Here is a 17,773-nt window from a genome sequence, read left to right as displayed (position 1 = left end):
CGGTAAGACTTACAGCCCTTTCTTATCCATCCACACCGCCAGATCAACCAGACGGTTAGAGAAGCCCCACTCGTTGTCGTACCACGCCAGGATCTTCACCATGTTCCCGCCAATCACCAGCGTGGAAAGCCCGTCGATAATCGAGGAGCGTGGGTCGCCCTGGTAATCGCTAGAGACCAGCGGTTCGTCGCTATAGCCCAGAATACCTTTCAGTGGCCCGCTGGCGGCCGCGTTGCGGAACGCCTCGTTCACCTCTTCGGCGGTTACGTTACGGCTCAGCGTTACCGTTAAATCCACAATCGACACCACCGGCACCGGCACGCGCAGGGAGTACCCGGTCAGTTTGCCGTCAAGGGATGGGATCACTTTCCCCAGTGCTTTTGCCGCGCCGCTTGAGTAAGGAACAATCGACAGCGCCGCCGCGCGAGCGCCGCGCAGATCTTTCTCCGGCTGATCGTGCAGCGCCTGGCTGTTGGTGTAGGCGTGCGTCGTGTTCATCAGGCCATGCTCAATCCCGAACTGCTGGTGCAGCACCTGAGCGGCCGGCGCCAGACCGTTCGTGGTGCAACTCCCGTTACTCACCACCGCGTGACGGGCTGGATCGTACTGCTCGTGATTAACCCCCATCACAATCGTCAGGTCGTCGTTCTTCCCGGGGGCGGAAATGATGACGCGCTTGGCGCCGCCGTGGGTGATATGCACCGCCGCTTTTTCCCGCTCGGTAAAGAAGCCGGTGGCCTCAATCACCACGTCAACGCCGACGTCACGCCAAGGGATATTCGCCGGATCGCGTTCGCTAAATACGACGATCCGCTGCCCGTCTACCTGCAGCGCGCCGTCAGCCGCTTCAACGGGCGCGGGCAGTTTGCCCAGAAGGGAATCATGCTTCAGCAGGTGGGCGAGGGTTTTACTGTCCGTCAGATCGTTAATGGCCACAATCTGCAGATCCGGGTTACCCAGCGCCGCGCGCAGGAAATTACGTCCGATACGGCCGAAACCGTTAATACCGACCTTAACCATGGTGCACTCCTTATCTCTGTTGTCTGGAGCCACTGTAGGCGTCGGGCCGGTTGGCGTAAACGACAAAAAAGGATCAGATTACGCCATCTTGCGGCAGTGGAAGCGCTGGCGGTACTCGCCAGGCGTGAGGTGAAGCTGTTTCTCAAAGATGCGGCGCAGGTTAATGCTGGTACCAAACCCGCTTTGCTCGGCAACGCGCTCAAGGGAGTCATGGGTCTGCTCAAGCAGCTGGCGGGCCGCGGCCAGACGCGCTTCGGTCACGTAGCGGGCCGGAGAAACTCCCGCGTCGCGGGTAAACACGCGGGTGAAATTACGCGGGCTCATTGCCGCTTTCTCGGCCAGATTTTCCACGCACAGATCGGCGGTCAGGTTTTGCAGGATCCAGGTTTGCAGCTCGCTTATCGGACCGGATGTGCCGGTCTGCTTCAGGCTGTAACGGCTGAACTGCAGCTGGCCGCCGGGACGGCGCAGATACATCACCATATCCTGCGCCACGTCGCGGGCGAGGGTAAATCCGTAGTCGTCTTCCACCAGCGCCAGGGTCAGATCGAACCCGGAACTCACGCCGCCGGAGGTCCAGATGGGGCCATCCTGAATATACAGCGGACCGCCTTCGACGTGGATAGTCGGATACTGGGCTTGCATCGTCTCCAGCAGCCGCCAGTGGGTGGTCGCGCGCCGACCGTCCAGCAGGCCGGTCTGGGCCAGCAGCATCGCGCCGCCGCAAACAGAGGCTACCCGCCGGGCGTGCGGCGCAGCGAGGTGCAGCCAGTCCACCACCGCCGTGCTCTCCTGCTCGTTCATGCCGCGTCCTGTGATGATAATCGTGTCCAGCGGTTCACGCGGATCCAGCTCCGGCAGGCGATAGTCCGCCAGCAGATTCAGGCCGGACTGGCCGTGGATCACCTGGTGAGGCTGGGTGGTGGCGATGATAATCCGGTAGCGCGGCTGTGCAAGCCCTTCCGGATGCAGCCGGTTGGCCTGCATCAGAATGTCGGCGATACCGGCGGCTTCAAACAGCATGCCGCCGTCGGGAACAATAATCAGGATTTTCTTCATGTCCTGAAAAGTACCTTTATCACAGAATAAGTCAAGCAGCGCGTGTGCTCCACGTTTCTGGCAAAGCAATGCGATTTAAGTTCTTTGTTATTTCAGGCGTTATCCCCGATCGTCAGAGAATTATCTCTGGCGAAACGGCGTCTGAAGGAATGAGTCAACGAAGCTCCCTCTATTTACATCCGCAACAACGCGAACAAATCCGCCACCTTGCATCGGGTTTTTTATGGCGAAGCGAACTGCCCACGTGGCTGTTGATTATCACTATTTATGCAGGCTGGTTTGCCACGCTGGCGTTCTGGCAAACGCTCGGCCTGCTGCCCGCCACGCTGCTGCTCATCGGGTTTACCGCCTGGTACATGTCCCTGCAGCATGAGCTGATCCACGGGCACCCCACGCGTTTTGCCTGGCTCAACCAGCTGTTCGGCACGCTCCCGCTGGCGGTCTGGTATCCGTATGGCCTGTACCGGGACTCCCATCTCGCCCATCATAGGCACCATAGCCTGACCCATCCGGTGGATGACCCGGAGTCATACTATTTTACCGACGAGAGCTGGGCGCGCTTTTCCCCCTGGCAGAAGCGTACGATCCGCGCCCGGAATACCTTCGCCGGGCGGCTGGTGCTGGCCCCGCTGCTGGATATCCTGCAGACGCTGGGCAGCGCCGTGGCGGCATTTCGCCACCTTCACCTGAGGGCGATGGCGATGTGGCTGGTTCACGTTTTGCTGCTGGTGGCGCTCTTCGCCTGGATGACGCGTACCGGTTTTTCACCCGTCTGGTTTGTGCTGGCCGTCAGCTATCCGGCGCTGGCGCTGACCAAGGTCCGATCGTTTTTCGAACATCGCGCGGCGGACGACCCGCTGGCGCGCTCCGTCATTAACGAGGCCGGGTTATTCTGGCGGGTGCTGTTTTTGAATCTCAACTACCATTCAGTGCATCACGATCTGCCGGGCGTTCCCTGGTACGGGCTGAAGGCCATCTACGAGCAAAACCGGGAGGCATACCAGCGGCGAAACCACGGTTTTCTCGTCAGGGGCTATGGTGAATGGCTGCGTCAGTTCTGGGTCAGACCCGTCGACGTCACCGTTCATCCCGCAAAACAACAGGGGGAAGGGTATGAGTAAGCTGCTGGCATTTCCCATGTATGCCGTGGATCGCGCCGATACGCGCGCGCTCTGGCTGGCGGTAAAGGGGCTGCTGGCCGCGCGCGGTGTGTCCGTCGATCGCGATCCCGGCTGGCCGGAGTCTGACCTGCTGAGCCACTGGCAACAGCCTGCGCTTATCCTCAGCCAGACCTGTGGTTATCCGCTGGTCACGCAGCTCCCGGACGTGCAGGTGGTCGGCTGTTTTCACTACGCGGCACCGGGCTGCGAAGGGATCCAGTACCGCAGCTTTCTGGCGGTGCGCGAGGAGGATCGGCACCTCACGCTGGCGGATTTTCGCGGACGTCGGGCGGTCTGTAACTCCCCGGATTCCCAGTCCGGCTACAATGCGCTGCGAAAAAAAGTGGCTCCCCTTGCGAGCGGCGGTCCCTTTTTCGCGCAAACGTCCTTCAGCGGCAGCCATCGCCAGTCGCTGATTGATGTGAAGCGCGGGGCGGGGGATATCGCGGCCATCGACTGTGTGACCTGGGCACTGCTGCAGCGCCATGAGCCGGAACGGCTTGCGGGACTGGCGGTCATTGACCGCACCCCGCTGACGCCGGGACTGCCGCTGATCACCTCGCATAACACCTCGCCTGAAACGCTTAACGCTATTCGCGATGCGCTTCACGAGCTGGTGGATGCGCCGGAATACCGGGAGATGCGCGACGCGGTGCTGATCGACGGTTTTAGCGTGGTGACGCGCGAGGCCTACGCCTCATTGTCCGCGTGATAAATCTCCTGCGCGTCGGTAAAGCAGCGCAGCGCCAGCGAGGAGACGGGCTTCTGCCTGCGCATAATCAGGCCGACGGGAGCCTCAATGTTCGCGTCGGCGATGGGGACGATCCTGAAGTTGCTGTTCAGTGCCTCCAGCCCGTTGTTCAGCGGCATGACGGCGCAGCACACGCCGCTCTGAACCGCCTGAATGATCTGGAACGTCGAGTCGCTCTCGAAAACGGACGTCGGTTCGATGCCTGCAGATTTAAAGCTGGCCTCCATATGCGCCCGGTAATGCATCCCTTTGGTCAGGAACCCCAGCGGAAAATCCGTCAGGTCGTGCCACGTCAGCGTTGCCTGGCCGAGCTGAAAATGGCGGACGTCGTGCAGCAGGCCCATCTTGGTTTTTGGCAGCTGGATAACGTCAAACAGGCTGGTGTCGATGCTGTTGAGGTAGCAAATTCCCAGTTCAAGCTGATTGCGACTTACGCCGTCGGCAATCTGCGCTGAGGGCATGGAATAGAGGCTGTAGGTCAGCTCCGGGTATTTTCGCGTCAGCAGGCGAATAAAGATCATCGGATCCACGCTCGCCAGCGGCACCATCCCCAGACGTAATTCGCCCACCACCTGGCCTTTACACAGCGCGGCTTCCGCCTGTAACCCGTCGTGCGCGGCAAGCAGGGCACGGGCCCACGCGAGGATGCGTTCACCCTCCGGCGTAAACCCTTCAAAGCGCTGCCCGCGCACGATCAGCACCAGCCCCAGCTCCTCTTCCAGGCTGCGGATGCGCATGGAGAGAGTCGGCTGGGTGACGTTGCACTGCGAGGCCGCTTTACCAAAGTGGCGGGTCTCGTCGAGTGCGATTAAATATTTTAACTGTTTAATATCCATCATTATCTCTGCGCGAGCAGCCTTACAGCATGCGGATCTCTTTCGAGCGCAGGGTGATGCGAACCGGAACGGATTTATACGACGGCGTACCGCTGTCCTTATCCAGATAATCAAGCGGCACCAGCACGTTGGCCTCCGGGTAATAGGCGCCGACGGTGCCCGGCGCGATGTTGTACGCCACCACGGTAATGTCCTTCAGACGCTGGACGCTGCCGGGGAGGGCGGTTTCGATATCCACGCGGTCGCCGTGTTCCAGGCCTGACTGCACCATATCGTCTTCGTTCATAAACAGCACGTCGCGGCGGCCAAATACGCCGCGGTAGCGGTCGTCCAGGGCGTAAATGGTGGTGTTGTACTGGTCGTGGCTGCGAAGCGTGATCAGGCGCAGAACGTGCTCACCTTCGCCGCTGGCGTTCTCGTGAACGCCGTCGAACACCGAGAACATCGCTTTTCCCGTCGCCGTTGGCCAGATGCGCTGCGTCGGCGGCAGCGGCATGCGGAAGCCGCCGGGAACGCGGATCCGCGCGTTGTAGTTCTCAAAGCCCGGAATGGTCTGCTCGATCAGATCGCGGATGCGGTCGTAATCCTCAACCAGCGTTAGCCAGTCCACGCGGGTTTCCGGCAGCGTGGCTTTCGCCATGCCGGCGACGATAGCCGGTTCCGAACGGAGTAACGGCGAGGCGGGCTTCAGCTTGCCGGACGAGGCATGGACCATCGACATGGAGTCTTCGACGGTAATGGACTGACGGCCGGTGGCCTGGAGATCCAGCTCGGTGCGGCCGAGACACGGAAAGATAAAGGTCTCTTTGCCCACCAGCAGATGGGTACGGTTGAGCTTGGTCCCGACGTGCACGCTCAAATCCAGGTTGCCCATCGCCGGAAAACCCCGCTCGTGATCGGGCATCGCGACGGCAAAATTACCCCCGAGGCAGATGAGCGCCTTCGCGCGGCCGTCGATCATCGCCTGCGTGGCCTGCACCGCATCGTGTCCGTGCTGAGACGGCGGCTCAAAGCCGAAAACGTCCTTCAGACGGTTCAGGAAGGCCGGGGTAGGCTTCTCGCTAATCCCGACGGTGCGGTTTCCCTGAACGTTGGAGTGGCCGCGCAGGGGGCAGATACCCGCGCCTGGCTTGCCGATGTTTCCGCGCAGCAGCAGCAGGTCGGCGATCAGGCGGACGTTTGCCGTACCTTTATTGTGCTGGGTAATGCCCATCCCGTAGGTAATGATGGTGGCATTTGATTTCGCATAGGCGTCGGCCACCTTTTTGAGCGCCGCCTGGCTCAGGCCTGACTCGCGCTCGATCTCGTCCCAGCGGGTTTGCGCGATATCGGCGGTGAAGTCCTCAATGCCCTGGGTGTGTTCGGCAATAAACGCATGGTCGAGCACGTCACCGCGTTCGGCCTCCATTTCCAGCAGATGTTTGGCAATGCCTTTCAGCGCGGCGGCATCGCCCCCGGCCTTCACCTGGAAATAGGTCGAGGCGATATCCGTTGAGCCGTAGGTCGCCATTTCAATCACGCTTTGCGGGTCGGCGAAGCGTTCGAGGGCGCGCTCGCGCAGCGGGTTAAAGACGATAATCGGCACGTTGCGACGGGCCAGCTCATGGAGAGTCCCCATCATTCGCGGATGGTTGGTGCCGGGGTTGTGGCCGATGGAGATCACCAGCTCGGTCTTATCGAAGTCGTCCAGCGAGACTGTGCCTTTCCCGATGCCAATCGAACGCGGCAAACCGACGCTGGTGGCCTCGTGACACATATTTGAGCAGTCGGGGAAGTTATTGGTGCCGTATTCGCGGGCGAAGAGCTGGAAAAGATACGCCGCTTCGTTAGAGGCGCGTCCGGAGGTATAGAACTCGACCTGGTCCGGTTCGAGCCCGCGCAATACTTCGCCGATGCGTTGAAACGCCTCTTCCCAGTCGACGGGCCGGAAGGTATCGCTTGCCCGGTCATAGCGCAGGGGATGCGTCAGCCGACCGTAGCCTTCCAGTTCAAAGTCCGATTTTGCCAGCAGCGAGGAGACGCTGTTCTCAGCCAGAAACGCGGGGGTAACGCGTTTGCTGGTGGCTTCCCAGGTCACGGCTTTGGCGCCGTTCTCACAGAACTGGAACGTCGACTTGTGTTCTTTATCCGGCCACGCGCAGCCCGGGCAGTCAAAACCGTCAGGCTGGTTGGTGCGCAGCAGCGTGGCGGGAGCATCAAAGGTATCCATTTGGGTACGTACCGCGATGGCCGTCGCTTTTAACGCGCCCCAGCCTCCGGCAGGACCGTCATAGTGTCTGATACCCGGCACCGAGCGTCTTTTCTTATTCATACCCACTCCTGATTTCTTCGGTCACACAACGTCTGAACCCATAAAAACGCTGCAACGGACAATAAGTAAAAGCAATGACGACCGGATGGCTATGCGCATGCGGTGTGGAAAAATGCTTTATCTTAAATTCGTTTTATTACAGAGTTTTATCGGGTCTGATGCTTAAATATTTAAAGAAATTATAACGAAATTTTATCATTTTAATAATAAATCTTATCTATCAAACGGTAGGCAAGATAGATGGGGCGAGCAGGAGAGGATGTAGCAGCAATAAAATTTCGAATGAAGCCTTTGAGCGGCAGCAATAAAGAATGTTCGCAGCTGGCGGGCTATTGCGAGCATTTTCGGCTGCGGTAATGTCAGGATGGTTAACGCAGGCTTAATGATTAATGGATATAATTTATGCCTGACAGGGGAATTATCACAACGCGAAATATAAAGTTATTTTGAGGCGTAAAATTAACGTAGTGCAACATAAGTGAAATAGCCACATTCACGTTGTCGGGTGCATTCAATATTAAAGATACCCTGTTAGTGCAACAAATAATTCATCTTTCATATATTCTGCTGACCTCACCAATACGCGAATTCTACTAATTATGGTAGTGGCGATAATAGCAGTATTGCGTTATTGAAAGTGGTTCTCTTTTGTTCTTTTTCTTTATAATACAATAATTTGCGTTGTAATGTGGTGGAAAAATAACAGCGTGTAGGCCGTATCGGCTTTTTTCATAGGATTAATCCTATAATTTTCCGACTGCTTCATTTACCAACAGTTACGTAGCGGTAAATATTGAATTGAGACGAAGCTCATGTAAACTTGTTTACCGTTTGTCAAAATATGTCAGGAAGACACTGGGCCTTATTCTGAAGGGCTCGTGCGGTAGCTATGCCCTTAAAATAGTAACGCCCCGAAAATATCCTGGCTATTTTAACAATAGCACCTAAGTCAAACTTCACCCCCTTATCTTCATCATCGAAATATCGCTACGGAAAAGCATATGAAAATGCGCGTACTGTTTTCACTTCTGTTTGTAATGGCGGTGGCGGGCTGTAAAGCGCCGCAGAAACCTGTGATCAACGACGATACGATCGAGACCAGCCAGGTCAACGGCGTGACCTTAACCCACCGTCACGCTGTGACGCCGCCTGCGGAGTTCAACCCGGTCAACGAACCGTATCGCGCCATGTATCCGGCCTCCCTGATGAGCCGTCCTGACTTCGGCGGCAAAGTTATCCGCACTCTCGACACCGGAAAAACGTACGTGGTACTGGGGCAGGTTGAACACTACTGGATGGCGCTTGCCGATGAAGGTAACGATCAGCTGATTGGTTACGTCCCGATGCGCGCCGTGATCAAGGCCGACCTGTACGACGCCGCCGTGCGTAAACAGGCCATCCGTCCGAAGGCGCGTAAAAAAGCGACCTGTGTCGACGTCGATGGCAACAGCAAAGCCTGCAAAGACAGCGCTAACGGTACCTGGATCCTGAACTAAACGGCTTGCATGAGCGCATTTTTATGAATAATAAAAATTTTCATAAGCTGTGGTTATTCTTTTACGCGGTGATTTTCGCCCTGGTCAGTGGTTGTTCGTCGTCTTCACACAGCGACCCCTCCCGCTACAATCTGAAGTTTCAGGCTCATCCACAAATCAACGAATCTGCGCCGCTTAAGGTTCGGGTGTTGTTGCTGAAATCCGATGCGGATTTCATGTCCAGCGACTTCTACTCCCTGCAGAACAACGCGTCAGCCACGCTTGGCGCGAATCTGCTGAACAGCGACGTGTTCTTCCTGATGCCGGGACAGCTGTCCAAAACCCTCAGCGGGCAAAGCTCTCCGGAGGCCCGCTACATCGGCGTGATGGCGGAGTATCAGATGCTGGATGGCAAAAAATGGCGCGTTTCACTCCCTCTGCCTGTGCCTGGCGAAAATCATATCTACCAGTTCTGGAAATGGTCCGCGGATGAACTTCAGGCCAACGTTTTTCTCGACGTGAACGGCATTCGGGTCATCAGCCAGTAACGCGCTTCAACACAGGAAACACATCATCATGACGAAAGCAGAAAAGGTCGTCTGGACCGAAGGCATGTTCCTGCGTCCACACCATTTTCAGCGGACTGAAAGCTATCTGCTCAACCATGTTCGTGAATGGGGCGCGCTACAGCGGTCATATCTCTGGGGCTTTCTTGACGTGGAACTGGATGAAGCGATGCTTCGTCAGGGATGCATTGCCCTGAGCTACTGCAGTGGCCTGCTGCCGGACGGCACCTTTTTCCAGGTGCGTAACGGGCGCAACGGTCCTGTACCGCTGAAAATTCCTGACAACCTCACCAACGAAAAGGTGGTGCTCGCGCTGCCTGTTCGTCGCGGCGAGAGAGAAGAGGTGATTTTTAGCGAAGAGCCGGCCTCGCTGGCGCGCTTCATCGCTTTCGAGCAAGAGGTGGAAGACGACAACGCCATGTCGGTGGGGGATGCCACCGTCCAGTTTGGCCGCCTGCGTCTGACCCTGATGCTGGAAAAAGACCTCACGGCGGAATGGACCGCCATCGGCGTGGCGTTTGTGACGGAGAAACGTAACGACAACCACGTGCGGCTCGACAACAGCTACATCCCGCCGATGCTCAACGCCAACAACAGCCCGCAGATCTACAGCATGATCAACGATCTGCACGGTCTGCTGGTGCAGCGCAGCCAGCAAATTGGCGGTCGTCTGCGCCAGCCTGGCCGCTTTAACACCTCCGAACTGATTGAGTTCACGCTGCTGTCGCTGGTTAACCGTCATCTGGGCGAAGTATCTCATTTAAAAACCCTCCCGCTGCTGCATCCCGAAACGCTCTGGCGCAGCTGGCTGCCGTTTGCGACCGAGCTAGCCACCTGGACGTCGCAGCGTACCGCCGAAAGCGTGCTGCCGATTTACGATCATGACGATCTGGCAAACTGCTTCAGCAAACTGATGCTGATGCTGCGTCAGGGGCTGTCGCTGGTGATGGAAGACCACGCGATTCAGCTGCCGCTGAACGAACGCTCCCATGGCCTGAACATCGCTACGGTGCCTGAAACCAGCATGGTGCGCGAGTTCGGCTTCGTGCTGGCGGTAAAAGCCAATGTGCCAGGCGAACATCTGCAAACCCATTTCCCGGCGCAGATGAAGGTCGCGCCGGTCTCGAAAATCCGCGATCTGGTTCAGCTTCAGCTGCCGGGCATTATGCTGCGCGCCATGCCGGTCGCGCCGCCGCAGATCCCGTGGCATGCCGGCTACAGCTACTTTGAACTGGAGAAGGGCAGCGAGCTGTGGCACGAGATGGATAAGTCCGGCGCATTCGCCCTGCATCTTGCAGGGGAGTTCCCGGGGCTGGATATGGAGTTTTGGGCCATCCGTAGCCCGACAGAATAATAAAGCGAGCGCTTAATATGCAGGAACGACAGGACACCGGCAGTGATGCCGCGTTTACCGGGGCCAGTAGCAACAATCAGCTGGTGGCGGCCGCCAATCCGCTGCTCAACGCGATTCCGCAGATCCGTCATTCGGTCTCCCATGACGATCAGGTGGCGTTACGCCAGCGCCTGATCGATGAGATTCGCCGTTTCGAAGTCCGCTGCCAGCAGGCGGGGCTGCCCTACGAAGTGATCGTCGGGGCGCGTTACTGCCTGTGTACGGCGCTCGATGAGGCCGCCGCGCTCACCCCCTGGGGCAGCAGCGGCGTCTGGTCAAGCAACGGTCTGCTGGTGACCTTCCATAACGAAACCTGGGGCGGTGAGAAGTTCTTCCAGCTGCTGGCGCGCCTGTCGCAGAACCCGCGCGAGCATATTCTGCTGCTGGAGATGATCAACTACTGCCTGCTGCTGGGCTTCGAAGGACGCTATCGGGTACTGGATAATGGCCGCACCCAGCTTGAAACCATCAAGCAGCGGCTGTGGCAGATGATCCGCGGCGTGCGCGGCAGCTATCCGCCGCCGCTTTCTCCCCATCCGGAAGATCGTCCGGTGCTGCGCAAGCTCTGGCGGCCGATGGTTCCCCTGTGGGCCTGCGTGGCGCTGGCCGGGTTTATCGCCTGTCTGTTTTATATCGTGCTTAACTGGCGCCTTGGCGATAACACCAACCCGGTGCTGGCGAAGATTTACCAATCCCAGCTGCCGGAAACCACTATTCAGCAGCCGGCCCGTCAGCTACCAGCGGTGCTGAACCTGCGCGGCTTCCTGAAGCCTGAAATCGAGGCTGGCCTGGTCGCGGTGAAAGACGAAGCGGATCGCAGCGTCGTTATCCTGAAGGGCGACGGGCTGTTTGCCTCTGCCTCTACCGTCGTGCGTGACCGCTATGAACCGGTCATCAACCGCATTGCGCAGGCGATGAATAACGTCAGCGGCAAAATTCTGGTGGTGGGCTACAGCGACAACGTGCCGATCCGCAGCGCGCGCTTTGCCTCGAACTATGAACTCTCTCTGGAACGCGCCCGCTCGGTACAGAAAATGCTGCAGGGAAGCCTCTCTCAGCCTGGCCGCGTGAAAGCGGAAGGGCGGGGCGAGATTAACCCGGTGGCGCCGAACACGACGCCTGAAAACCGCGCCCGTAACCGCCGTGTGGAAATTACTCTGCTGGTGTCGCCTGAAAACACTCAGGCCGAGCTGAACGGATTGCCGCAAGGAAACTAAGGATGCTGACTACACTTCTTTCCATCTTGACCAACCGCATTCTGTGGAGCTTCCTCGGCGTAACGGCGCTTGCGGCGGTGATCTGGATGATTGGTCCCCTGTTGTCCATCGTGGACACCCGACCGCTTGAGTCTGAACAGAACCGCATTATCAGCATCGCCGTGGTCTATCTGCTCTGGGCGCAGGGCCACATTCTGCCGCGCCTGTACAATGCCTGGCTTAACCGCAAGCTGATGGACAAGCTCAAGGAGAACACCGCCAGCCCGGAAGCGGCGGATCCGCAGAAGCGGCTGAACAGCGAGGAGCAGATCCTCGCCAGCCGCTTTGATGAAGCCGCGCAGATGCTGAAAAAAGCGCACTTCAGCAAAGCGGGCCAGGGCGCCCAATGGACGCAGCGCTTCAGCACGCAATATCTCTATCAGCTGCCGTGGTACGTCATTATCGGCGCGCCGGGCTCCGGTAAAACCACGGCGCTGGTTAACTCCGGGCTGCAGTTCCCGCTGGCCGATCGCTTCGGTAAGACCGCGCTGCGGGGCATTGGCGGCACGCGTAACTGCGACTGGTGGTTTACCAATGAGGCGGTGCTGCTGGACACGGCGGGCCGCTATACCACCCAGGAGAGCGAGCAGGTACAGGACGCCGGCGAATGGCTGGAGTTCATCAACCTGTTGCGTAAGTATCGCCGCCGCCAGCCGATCAACGGCGTCATCATCACCATCAGCATTTCTGACCTGCTCACCCAGTCCGCCGAGGCGTCCCGCCAGCAGGCGGTGAACCTGCGCCAGCGTCTGTCCGAGCTGCATGAACAGCTGGGTATTCGCTTCCCTGTCTACGTGATGGTGACCAAGGCCGATCTGCTTAAAGGCTTCCGCGCCTGGTTTGCCGACTACGACAAAGCGCAGCGCGACCAGATCTGGGGCTTTACGCTGCCGTGGGAGCAAACCAAACACGCCGATTACGACCTGATGGGCAACTTCCAGCAGGAGTTTTCTCTGCTGCAGCAGCGCCTCGATGCCGGGCTGCCGGAAACCATGCTGAAAGAGCACGACGCGAAAACCCGCGCCGAAGCGTATCTCTTCCCGCAGGAGTTCGCCGCGCTGCGTCCGCTGCTGGCGGATTACCTGAGCACGGTCTTCGCCCGCTCCAACTTCGAAACCGAGTTCTCTCCGCGCGGGATCTACTTCGCCAGCGGGACTCAGGAAGGCATGCCGTTCGACCGCGTGATGGGCGAACTGAACCGCGCGCTGTCGCTGCCGGAAGGGGGAGAGGCGGATAACTGGGATTCGGTCAGCAAAGAAGCGCCGATCCCGGGGGCAAAAGGTCAGAGTTTCTTCATTAAGAACCTGCTGCAAAACGTCATCTTCCAGGAAGCCGGTATCGCGGGCGAAAACCGCTGGTGGGAGCTGCGCAACCGGGCGGTGATCTGGTCCGGCTACGCGGCGCTGCTGGCCCTGCTGGTTATCCTCGGCGGTCTGTGGCTGACCAGCTATGCCAAAAACAAGGCCTATCTGGAAGAGGTGGATGCGAAGGTGCCGCTGCTGGACCAGCAGAGCAAGTCGCTGCAGAACCAGACCCAGCGTGACCTGTTCGATCTGCTGCCGCTGCTGAACGGTCTGGTGGATCTGCCGAAAAGCGACGCGTTTGATGTGAACGATCCGCCCGTATCCCGCCGTATGGGGCTCTACCGCGGAGATGACGTCAGCGATGCCTCGCAGTCGCTGTACCAGAAAGCGCTGGATCAGATGCTGTTGCCTGCCGTTGCCATGCACATCACCACCTGGCTGCGCAACGACAACGGCAGCGACGTGGAATACAGCTATGAAGCGCTGAAAGCCTATCAGATGCTGTATCAGCCGAAGCACTACGACGGCAAATTCCTGCATTCGTGGGTGATGCTCAACCTGCAGCGAAATCTTCCGCAGAACGTCACGAAGGCGCAGCTGCAGCAGCTTGAATGGCACCTGACGCAGCTGCTGGAACCGAAAATTCAGGCCTCGCCGTACGCGCAGGATGAATCCCTGGTGGCCCGCGAAAGAGCGATGATCAATCAGCAGCCGCTCTCCACGCGCGTATACGGTCGCCTCAAACGCCTGCTGGAGCATGATGACAACCTCAAGCCGGTCTCCCTTTCCGACCTGGGCGGACCGCAGAGCGAGCTGGTGTTTTCCCGCAAAAGCGGCAAACCGGTGAGCGAAGGCGTGCCGGGTCTGTATACCCCGGACGGTTACTGGAAAAGCTTTAACGGCCAGATTGACAGCGTAACCACCGCCCTGCACGAGGACGACGCCTGGGTGCTGGGGGCCGCGACGGCGCAGGAGGATAAACAGCAGATCGATAACGCCGTGCGCCAGCTCTACATGCGCGATTTTATCGCGAACTGGGATCGCTTCCTCGCCGACATTCAGCTCAATAACAGCGCCGATCTCTCCCAGCGCATCAACACCGCGCGCCTGCTCTCCGGAGCAAACTCGCCGCTGCGCCGCCTGGTGCAGAACCTGAGCCAGGTCCTGACGCTGTCGCGCAATGCGCCAGCGCCGGAAGATGCGGATAAAGCGCAGGCGCAGAGCAACCGCGCCACCCGCACGCTGGAAGCGCTGTTCAGCAACAATGACGCTGCGCCGGCCCAGGCCGCCGTGGTCACCCAGGCGCCGGAACAGCTGGTCACCGACCACTACGCGCCGATGATTGAGCTGGCGCAGCCGCTGGAGAAGGGCGGGAAGACCATCGTGTTTGATGATTTTCTCAAGCAGGTGGATGAGCTCTATCGCTACCTGACCGCGGTTCAGGACGCGGCCAACAGCGGCATGCCGGCACCGGGCGGAGAGGCGATCAGCCGCCTCCAGGCCAGCGCCGGTCGCCTGCCGGGCGGGCTACAAACCATGTTCAGCAATATGGCGGTGGGCGCCAGCAGCGATACCCAGCGCCGCGACCTCGAAAACGTGCGGAAGCGTATTAACGTTGAGGTGGGAGGATTCTGCCGTCAGGCGATCGCCAGCCGTTACCCGCTGGTGCGCAGTGCCAGCACCGAGGTCACCCCTGACGATCTCGCGCGCATGTTTGCGCCGGGAACCGGGCTGATGGACGCTTTCTTCCGCGACAATCTGACCAATAAAGTGGATACCACGCAGGCAAACTGGCGCTTTATGCCCGGCATCGACGGTAAAACGCTGCCGGGAAGCGAAGGGCTGCTGAGACCGTTCCAACAGGCCCAGTCGATTCGCGACGCTTTCTTTGCTAATGGCGCCACGACGCCGTCCTTCAAGGTGACGGTTCGCACCGTGCGAATGGATAACTCCATTCTGAACCTGACGCTGGACGTCGACGGCCAGCTGCTGCGCTACAGCCACGGCCCGCAGGCCGTGCAGATCATGAACTGGCCGGGGCCGGGCGGCACCAACCAGGTACGCATGCAGCTGGGGCTGGCGAACGGCAGCACGGCGACGCTGGTCACCAACGGCGCCTGGGCGCTGAACCGCTTCTTTGATAAGGCGAGCACCAGCCCGGGGGCGGGTAGCCTCAGCCGTCAGGCCACCTTCAACGTCGACGGACATCAGGTCACGCTGGAGTTTGCGCCAAACAGCATTCGTAACCCGTTCCAGCTTCCCCGTTTCTCATGCCCATAACCGCAAGGACAGCCGTATGACGAATACCCCTGCGATGAACCGCTACAGCTGGTATGGCAAGTTACCCAGCGCCGGAGATTTTTTGCAGCGTCGCTTTCCTGACACTTTACAGCGCCAGTGGTCACACTGGTTCCAGGTCGGTCTGCTGGCCTGGCAGCAGGAAGAGCAGCGCAGCGGCGAGCGCCAGTTTCAAAAAGCGCCAGTCTGGAATTTTGTGGTACCGCCCATGCTGGGCAGCCAGATGATCCAGATGGGCTGTCTGCTGCCCGGCCGCGACAGCGTTGGCCGACAGTATCCTGTTTGCCTTCAGCTGAGCTTCGCGCCGTCCGAATGGTCGACCAGCCTGCTCAGCCAGGCCGAAAGCTGGTATCAGCAGATTGGGCGCCTGGGGCTGCACGCGGTGCGCAACAGTTTTTCCGCCTCGCAGCTCGACGAGATGCTGATGTCCATTCCGGCCCCGCAGCCGGTCGAGCCGCAAAAGCGTTCCGACATACTTGATGTGATTGGCTATGACGAGGACGGCCAGAGCACGCTGGGCTGGCCTCAGGCGGCTGAATGTTTTGATCCTCTGCGTCAGACCAGCTACTGGTGGACCAACCGCTGCGACGGCTACCCGCTGTACACCCACGTGCACAGCGGTAACTTTACCGGGCAGCTTTTCACCCTGCTGTTCGACCCGGCAGGGGGCGCCCGTCCGGGCCGTCACGGTCTCTATCCGCCTATGTTTGAATAAGCAGGGATCTCATGAATATCGAAGAATTTCTCGCGCCAATAAGTCCCGAAAAACCCTGTGGCGAAAACCTGGAGTACGACGCCGACTTCCAGAGCATGAATCAGGCAAGTCTTGGGAAAGCGGAACAGCAGTTTGGCGACACCATTATTCCGGCAGAACCAGCTGACTGGAACACGGTGGAAAAATACGCCACCAGCCTGCTGACCCGCACCAAGGATCTTCGCGTCCTGCTGGCGTTAACCCATGCCTGGACCCGCCGTCGCGGGCTTGCGGGCTACGCGGACGGATTACTGCTGGTGCAGGAGGCGATCGCCCGCTACTGGGAGCCGCTCTATCCGCTGCTGGAAGAGTATGGCGAAACCGACCCGTTCTACCGCATTAACGCCCTGGCAGGGCTGAGCGATAAGTCCGACCTCACCGTCGCCGTGCGTAACGCCTCGCTGCTGCGTTCAAACGGCGATGAAATTTCGCTCCGGGATGCTCAGGCCCTGCTGGACGGCAGTAAAACCGAATGCCCGGACTATCCCGGCGGGCGTCCGCGGCTGATTGACGAGCTGGCCCGCGGCGACCAGCCGGGAACCGCCGCGGTTATCGTCATTAACGAACGTCTGCTGGCGATTCGCGAGCTTCTCACCGGGCATCTCGGTGAAAGCGGCGTGCCCGAGATGGAGCAGCTGCTGAAAACCGTCGGACTGGTCGCCAGCGCGTGTCAGGTAACCGACATCAGCAAGCTGCTGCCGAACCGCGAGGCGCAGGCAGAACCCCAGGCCGAGCAGCAGTCGACGGCAGCGCAGCCCGTTCAGTCGGTCACCGACTGGCGCAGCGTGCAGATCACCAGCCGCGCCGACGCGCAGCTGATGCTGGAAAAAGCGAAGCAGTATTTTGCGCAGTACGAACCGAGCCACCCCGCACCGCTGATGATTGAACGGGTGCAGCGGCTGTCAGAACTTAACTTTATGGACATTATTCGCGACCTGGCGCCAGACGGCGTTAACCAACTTGAAAACATCTTTGGGCGCCGCGAATAACGCGTCCAGGCATTATGACGACAGGCATGGAGCCTGCCGTTTCACCTTCACCGCGCATCTTTGATGGAGAACATCATGGCAATGAGTAACAGTGGGCAGAAATTCATCGCACGTAACCGTGCCCCCCGCGTGCAGATCGAGTACGACGTAGAGATCTACGGTGCAGAACGTAAGATTCAGCTGCCGTTTGTGATGGGCGTCATGGCCGATCTGGTCGGCAAACCGGTTGAAAATCTGCCGGCCGTCGACGAGCGTAAATTCCTCGAAATCGACATCGACAACTTTGACGAACGCATGAAGGCGCTTAAGCCGCGCGTGGCGTTCCAGGTGGATAACACCCTAACCGGCGAAGGCAAGCTCAACGTGGATCTGACCTTTGACAGCATGGACGACTTCCTGCCGGATGCGGTGGCCCGCAAGGTCGAGCCGCTGAATAAGCTGCTGGAAGCGCGTACCCAGCTCTCCAACCTGCTGACCTATATGGACGGCAAAAACGGTGCGGAAGAGCTGATCGCTAAAATTCTGCAGGATCCGACGCTGCTCAAATCCCTGAGCCAGTTGCCGAAAAATGACGAAAGCGCGAAAGGTAGCGAGGAATAAT

14 protein-coding genes are annotated in these 17,773 nt (G+C 59.0%); 10 read left to right on the top strand and 4 right to left on the bottom strand.

What is annotated here, in order from left to right:
• Positions 1-9 precede the first annotated feature (9 nt).
• Complete coding sequence (gene gap, locus ACOTZC_RS13140) at positions 10-1,020, bottom strand: type I glyceraldehyde-3-phosphate dehydrogenase (RefSeq protein WP_023312169.1); 1,011 nt, start codon at positions 1,018-1,020, stop codon at positions 10-12.
• A gap of 78 nt (positions 1,021-1,098) precedes the next feature.
• Positions 1,099-2,079 (bottom strand): GlxA family transcriptional regulator, encoded by a 981-nt coding sequence (locus ACOTZC_RS13135; protein ID WP_421635813.1) that lies wholly within the window; start codon positions 2,077-2,079, stop codon positions 1,099-1,101.
• Positions 2,080-2,228: 149 nt separating this feature from the next.
• Here ACOTZC_RS13135 and ACOTZC_RS13130 point away from each other — a divergent pair, with 149 nt between their 5' ends.
• Positions 2,229-3,200, top strand: a complete 972-nt coding sequence (locus ACOTZC_RS13130; protein ID WP_174259599.1) for a fatty acid desaturase — start codon at positions 2,229-2,231, stop codon at positions 3,198-3,200.
• Positions 3,193-3,951 (top strand): phosphate/phosphite/phosphonate ABC transporter substrate-binding protein, encoded by a 759-nt coding sequence (locus ACOTZC_RS13125; RefSeq protein ID WP_126303761.1) that lies wholly within the window; start codon positions 3,193-3,195, stop codon positions 3,949-3,951. Before ACOTZC_RS13130 ends, ACOTZC_RS13125 begins: the two co-directional genes overlap by 8 nt.
• Here ACOTZC_RS13125 and ACOTZC_RS13120 read toward each other — a convergent pair.
• Positions 3,930-4,826: a LysR family transcriptional regulator gene (locus ACOTZC_RS13120; RefSeq protein WP_421635842.1), complete on the bottom strand. Its 897-nt coding sequence runs from the start codon at positions 4,824-4,826 to the stop codon at positions 3,930-3,932. The two genes, ACOTZC_RS13125 and ACOTZC_RS13120, sit on opposite strands and share 22 nt — an antisense overlap.
• 22 nt (positions 4,827-4,848) lie before the next feature.
• Complete coding sequence (locus tag ACOTZC_RS13115) at positions 4,849-7,137, bottom strand: FdhF/YdeP family oxidoreductase (protein ID WP_047173196.1); 2,289 nt, start codon at positions 7,135-7,137, stop codon at positions 4,849-4,851.
• A 1,001-nt stretch (positions 7,138-8,138) separates the two neighbouring features.
• Between ACOTZC_RS13115 and ACOTZC_RS13110 the strand changes: the two genes are divergently transcribed.
• The 8 genes from ACOTZC_RS13110 to tssB all read left to right on the top strand — a co-directional run bounded on the left by ACOTZC_RS13110 (position 8,139) and on the right by tssB (position 17,772).
• A complete protein-coding gene (locus tag ACOTZC_RS13110; RefSeq protein ID WP_033145802.1) occupies positions 8,139-8,633 on the top strand; it encodes a hypothetical protein in 495 nt (164 codons plus the stop codon).
• Between the two features lie 23 nt (positions 8,634-8,656).
• Positions 8,657-9,160 (top strand): type VI secretion system lipoprotein TssJ, encoded by a 504-nt coding sequence (tssJ, locus tag ACOTZC_RS13105; protein WP_421635812.1) that lies wholly within the window; start codon positions 8,657-8,659, stop codon positions 9,158-9,160.
• Positions 9,161-9,188: 28 nt separating this feature from the next.
• On the top strand, positions 9,189-10,532 hold the full coding sequence (tssK, locus tag ACOTZC_RS13100; protein ID WP_029740099.1) for a type VI secretion system baseplate subunit TssK: 1,344 nt from the start codon (positions 9,189-9,191) through the stop codon (positions 10,530-10,532).
• A 17-nt stretch (positions 10,533-10,549) separates the two neighbouring features.
• Positions 10,550-11,788 (top strand): DotU family type VI secretion system protein, encoded by a 1,239-nt coding sequence (locus tag ACOTZC_RS13095; RefSeq protein ID WP_033145801.1) that lies wholly within the window; start codon positions 10,550-10,552, stop codon positions 11,786-11,788.
• A gap of 2 nt (positions 11,789-11,790) precedes the next feature.
• Positions 11,791-15,411 (top strand): type VI secretion system membrane subunit TssM, encoded by a 3,621-nt coding sequence (tssM, locus tag ACOTZC_RS13090; RefSeq protein WP_047173195.1) that lies wholly within the window; start codon positions 11,791-11,793, stop codon positions 15,409-15,411.
• A 16-nt stretch (positions 15,412-15,427) separates the two neighbouring features.
• Positions 15,428-16,144 (top strand): type VI secretion system-associated protein TagF, encoded by a 717-nt coding sequence (gene tagF / locus ACOTZC_RS13085; protein ID WP_047173194.1) that lies wholly within the window; start codon positions 15,428-15,430, stop codon positions 16,142-16,144.
• Between the two features lie 11 nt (positions 16,145-16,155).
• Positions 16,156-17,172: a type VI secretion system protein TssA gene (gene tssA / locus ACOTZC_RS13080; protein ID WP_047173193.1), complete on the top strand. Its 1,017-nt coding sequence runs from the start codon at positions 16,156-16,158 to the stop codon at positions 17,170-17,172.
• 75 nt (positions 17,173-17,247) lie between these two features.
• A complete protein-coding gene (gene tssB, locus ACOTZC_RS13075; RefSeq protein WP_008502644.1) occupies positions 17,248-17,772 on the top strand; it encodes a type VI secretion system contractile sheath small subunit in 525 nt (174 codons plus the stop codon).
• The last annotated feature ends 1 nt before the right edge of the window (position 17,773 follow it).

The organism is Enterobacter cloacae complex sp. SHL009, from assembly GCF_049237205.1.
Lineage (GTDB): Bacteria > Pseudomonadota > Gammaproteobacteria > Enterobacterales > Enterobacteriaceae > Enterobacter > Enterobacter cloacae_M.
The sequence above is the reverse complement of the archived record's forward strand: the minus strand, read 5'-3'. Positions and strand labels throughout refer to the sequence as shown.